Source organism: uncultured Planktosalinus sp., assembly GCF_963973675.1.
Lineage (GTDB): Bacteria > Bacteroidota > Bacteroidia > Flavobacteriales > Flavobacteriaceae > Planktosalinus.
In genome coordinates, this window is record NZ_CAXBAN010000186.1 from 1 (window position 1) to 5,121 (window position 5,121).

The 5,121-nt window shown below is 37.7% G+C and carries 5 protein-coding genes; 4 read left to right on the plus strand and 1 reads right to left on the minus strand.

The genetic code is table 11. The annotated features are described in order from the left end of the window. Positions 1 to 161 precede the first annotated feature (161 nt). Genes ccoG through AACY61_RS08375 form a run of 4 tightly spaced genes read left to right on the plus strand, consistent with a single transcriptional unit; the run spans position 162 to position 4,082 of the window. Positions 162 to 1,577: a cytochrome c oxidase accessory protein CcoG gene (gene ccoG / locus AACY61_RS08360; RefSeq protein WP_339611118.1), complete on the plus strand. Its 1,416-nt coding sequence runs from the start codon at positions 162 to 164 to the stop codon at positions 1,575 to 1,577. A 48-nt stretch (positions 1,578 to 1,625) separates the two neighbouring features. After that, on the plus strand, positions 1,626 to 2,072 hold the full coding sequence (locus tag AACY61_RS08365) for a FixH family protein (protein WP_339611119.1): 447 nt from the start codon (positions 1,626 to 1,628) through the stop codon (positions 2,070 to 2,072). 2 nt (positions 2,073 to 2,074) lie between these two features. Beyond that, a complete protein-coding gene (locus AACY61_RS08370) occupies positions 2,075 to 2,779 on the plus strand; it encodes a sulfite exporter TauE/SafE family protein (protein WP_339611121.1) in 705 nt (234 codons plus the stop codon). 37 nt (positions 2,780 to 2,816) lie between these two features. Continuing rightward, the gene (locus AACY61_RS08375; protein ID WP_339611122.1) at positions 2,817 to 4,082 is read left to right on the plus strand and encodes an acetyl-CoA hydrolase/transferase C-terminal domain-containing protein; all 1,266 of its coding nucleotides are present in this window, start codon (positions 2,817 to 2,819) and stop codon (positions 4,080 to 4,082) included. A 5-nt stretch (positions 4,083 to 4,087) separates the two neighbouring features. Here AACY61_RS08375 and AACY61_RS08380 read toward each other — a convergent pair. Then, the coding region (locus AACY61_RS08380; RefSeq protein ID WP_339611124.1) for an RluA family pseudouridine synthase at positions 4,088 to 5,121 on the minus strand (1,034 nt) is incomplete at its 5' end.

Below are 5,121 nucleotides of genomic sequence, written 5' to 3' on the forward strand. Positions count from 1 at the left end.
TTTAAGGATTTTACAGATGTATAATAATTAACAATTTAAATTTAATAAAATGGAAGACGTAAAAGTAGAGGACATCGCTCAAGATGTAAAAAAGATTACTGATGAAGAATTGAAAGATTCAATTGAAATAGACCAATAATTTAAAAAGTCTCAAACTCCTTATGGAAAATCAAGAGAACTTTCGTGACACCATTAATACTATTGATGAAGAGGGCAAGCGAAAGTGGCTTTTTCCGAAAAAACCCAGTGGAAGGTTCTATGAATACAGAAAATATGTAAGTTATTTTTTGCTGGTTTTTTTTATTGCTTCTCCTTTTATTAAAGTTGGAGGCAATCAGTTTTTGTTGTTCAATATTCTGGAGCGCAAGTTCAATGTTTTTGGTTTTCCTTTTTGGCCACAAGATTTTTATCTCTTTGTGCTTTCAATGATCATTGGCGTTGTGTTTATAACGCTTTTTACCGTCGCATTTGGAAGAATATTTTGTGGATGGATTTGTCCTCAAACGATATTTTTGGAAATGGTTTTCAGGCGCATTGAATATGCTATTGAAGGCGACAGAGGTAAACAAATACGGTTAGCCAAAATGTCTTGGAACGCTGAGAAAATTAGAAAGCGATTGTTGAAATGGACAATTTTCTTTATCATTTCTTTCATTATTGCCAACGTCTTCCTAGCTTATCTAATTAGCAGTGACCGCTTGTTGCTTTATATTCAAGAAGGGCCACTCCAACACCTTAGTACCTTTATTGGATTGCTGATTTTCACCGGAGTATTCTACTTTATTTTTGCGTGGTTCCGTGAGCAGGTATGCATAATTGCTTGTCCTTATGGTCGGTTGCAAGGCGTTTTGCTAGATACAAAGTCGATAGTGGTTGCTTATGATCACAAACGTGGTGAAGGGGAAGCCGGCAGAAAAAAATTCCGTAAAAGTGAAGACCGCCAAGCGTTGGGTCATGGTGATTGTATTGATTGTTTTCAATGCGTTCATGTTTGTCCCACAGGAATAGATATCAGAAATGGAACCCAGCTTGAATGTGTAAACTGTACTGCCTGTATGGATGCCTGTGATAGTATCATGGAATCTGTTAACTATCCAAAAGGATTGATTCGTTATGCAAGTGAAGAAAATATCGTAAAGAAAAAACCTTTTGAGTTTACTGCCAGAATGAAAGGATATGTAGCTGTTCTGGTGATTTTAATTGGTGTATTGATAGGCATGTTGTTTCTGCGTAGTGATGTTGAAGCCGTGGTACTTCGTTTGCCCGGTCAATTATATGAATTGAAAGAGGACAACATTGTTAGTAATGTTTACACCTATAAACTCATCAATAAAACCACCAAGGAATATTCAGATATTGAGCTCAAACTGCTTTCCCATAAAGGAACTATCAAGTTTGTCGCCCAAAATGAAGTGATTGTTCCTCCTCAAGACTTGATTGAAGGCTCTTTGTTTATAGAATTGAACCGAGCTGTACTTGAAGGACATAAAAATAAAATTGAAATTGGAGTTTACAGCAATGGTCAACTTATTGAAACTACCAATACAAATTTCTTGGGACCGCGTAGCTTTAATTAACCGAAAAATATTAATAAAAATTATAAGCATCTAAAAGAACTCTTCATCATGAAAATAAACTGGGGCACAGGTATCGTCATTGCAATTGCACTTTTCATAGCATTCATATTGTATTTTGTAATTACCATGACTACAAATAAAAACTTTGAACACGACCTTGTCATTGAAGATTATTACAAGCAAGAAATCGGTTTTCAGGACGAACTGGATGCCCGTAACAATGCAGCAAAATTAACTGAAAAAGCATCTATAGACAAAACCACAAACGGTATACTTATAAGCTTTCCTGAAGCCTGGAGCAAAGACATTCAAAACGGAAAAGTATCTTTCTACCGAGTAAACAATAAGGCTTTTGATTTTGATAAGGATCTTAAGCTCTCCAACCATCAGATGCTTATTCCTGAAAGTGAACTGGTTATGGGGCGATGGGATGTAAGCGTTTATTGGGAAATGGAAGCAAAGTCCTACACAGTAAAAGAAAAAATCAACTTTTAGGTATGTTACTTTCGGCATTTCTGTTGGGTCTCTTTGGAAGTTTACACTGTGTTGGCATGTGTGGCCCCATTGCTTTTATGCTTCCTGTTGACCATAAGAATAAAGTAAAAAAAGCTATTCAAACAAGCAGTTATCACTTCGGAAGGTTGCTAGCTTATGCACTCATAGGTCTTGTATTTGGTTTACTTGGCAAAAGCTTTTCCCTTTTTGGACTCCAACAACAACTTTCCATTGCCGTGGGGGTTTTAATGATTCTGGTAGTGGTATTACCACTCAAACCCTTTCAAAACACTTGGGTTTCTCAATTGTTTTATCGGTTTGTAAGTAAATTGAAACAAAAAATGGGTGCTTCTTTTAAGAAAAAAACGACCGATACATTTCTTACCATAGGATTTTTGAATGGTTTTTTGCCTTGTGGATTAGTTTATATAGCTGTTTTTGCATCGATAGCCGCTGGCTCATTAACTCAAAGCAGTTTGTATATGTTGTTTTTTGGACTGGGTACAATTCCACTGATGACTGTATCGGTGTATGCAAGTTCATTTTTAAAAGGCATCAACCGTCAAAAAGTTCGTAAAGCAATCCCGGTTTTTGTGGTCATTATTGGAATTTTATTTATCTTACGTGGAATGGGACTTGGAATTCCATATATATCACCGAAACCAATTAACCCCCAGGTGGATTCTAAAATTGAATGCCACATTTAAATCAATAAAAACCAAACAGTTTAAAATTAAAAACACAATGAATTATATCTCAGCTGAAGAAGCAGTATCCTTAGTAAAATCAAATAACAGAATCTTTTTTCAAGGTGCAGCGATGACCCCTAAATTTCTAATCAATACTTTATGTGAAAACTACAATAACCTAGAGAATGTTGAAATTGTCCAAATGCATACAGAAGGAGATGCTTTATACACGCGCGAGCCCTATAGTGATGCATTCACTACAAATAGCTGTTTTGTAGCCGGAAACGTAAGGAAAGCAGTGAATACGAAACGTGGAGACTACACTCCCATATTTTTAAGTGAACTGCATTTACTTTTCAGGCGAAACATTTTACCACTGGATGTGGCATTAATTCAGGTTTCTCCACCAGATAAACACGGCTATTGTTCCTTAGGTACATCAATTGATGTGACACTCACCGCAATTCAAACCGCCAAGATAGTCATTGCTCAAGTTAACCCAAAGGTGCCTAGAACTCATGGTGATGGAATCATTCATAAAAACAATATCAATGCCGCTGTTTGGGTAGAAGAGCCTATTCATAGTGTAAATCCTTCTGAACCTTCTGAAATTGAAAAGCAAATAGGTTATCACGTAGCTCAATTGGTTGAAGATGGGGCTACTTTGCAAATGGGCATTGGAGGTATACCTAATGTTGTTTTGTCAAACCTGACCAATCACAAAAGATTGGGGATACACACCGAAATGTTTTCTGACGGCGTGTTGCCTCTAATTGAATCGGGTGTGATTACCGGAGAAGATAAAGTCATTAAAAGAGGGAAATTGGTAACCTGTTTTGCAATTGGTTCCCAAAAGCTGTATGATTTTATGGATGATAACCCCATCGTTCATTTCAAGGAAGCTGCCTATACTAATGATACAGCTATTATCAGAAGAAACCCAAAGGTAACAGCCATCAATAGTGCCATTGAAATCGATATCACCGGACAGGTGTGTGCAGATACCATCGGAAAAATGCAATACAGTGGAGTGGGAGGTCAAATGGATTTTATAAGAGGTGCTGCACTCTCCGAAGGAGGTAAACCAATTATCGCCATGCCATCAATTACTAATAAAGGAATCTCTAAAATCGTTCCCTTCCTGAAAGAAGGAGCCGGTGTTACTACAACTAGAGCACACGTGCACTACATTGCAACAGAATATGGAGTGGTAGATCTTTATGGTAAAAACCTGAAGCAACGAGCTAAAGCCTTGATTTCATTGGCTCACCCAGATCATCGTGAAATGCTGGAAAAGGCTGCTTTTGAACGTTTCAATTAACTCGATTAAAAAGGAGCTTCTTTAGTAAATGTAAGTATAGTACCAGTTTGGGGATGAGTAAATGTAATGCTTTCTGCATGTAAATGCAGTCTGTTTGCCTTACTTCCATACAAATCATCCCCAACAATGGGTGTTTTTAAACCCAAGTGATGTGCCGCGTGCACACGCAGCTGATGGGTTCGGCCGGTAATTGGGTAAAAATAAACCCGTGTTTGCGTGTTTCTTTTAGAAATGATCTCCCAACGCGTTTGTGCACTTTTACCATGTTCATAACATACCAGCTGTCTGGGGCGATCATCAAGGTCAACCCGCAATGGTAAATCAATTAATCCTTCGTTTTGATCAATAATACCTTCTAACAAAGCAACATATCTTTTAGTAACTGTGCGTTTTATGAATTGTCTTTGCAGGTTTATATAGGCGTCACTGTTTTTTGCAACAACCAGCAAACCAGATGTTGACATATCCAGTCTGTGAACAATCAAAGGTCCTTCAGCTTGGGGGTATAAGGTTTTTATTCGGGTATAAACTGAATCCTTTAAAAGCTTTCCCGGTACTGTTAAGAACTCTGTAGGTTTATTGATGACTAAAAGCACGTCGTCTTCAAACACTATCTCGAGGGTCTTCCCTTTGGCTTGATTTTCCAAAAACGGATTGGCTTCTAGGTCTAATTCCTCAAGCATGTGATTCATCAAAATGGGTTCGCACTTGCTCTTGCAAGCCGGATAAAACTGTTTGTGCTTTCTCACTTCAGACTTGGGCGATTTTCCCCACCAAAATTCGGCCATTGCGATGGGTTTTAAACCGTTTTTAAATGCATAATGCAGTAATTTGGGGGCCGCACATTCACCTGCACCCGCCGGCGGATTGTTATCAAAGATTTCTCCGATGCTTCTGAGTTCACCCATTCTGTTTAAAAAAGCATAGTTGTCAAAAAGCTTTTTTTGCAATACACTTGATTTTTGCTTGCGGGATTCTTTGAGTGCATTGATTTTGGTATTTAAATTATCAATCACCTTGATTGCCTCGGCTTTTTTGT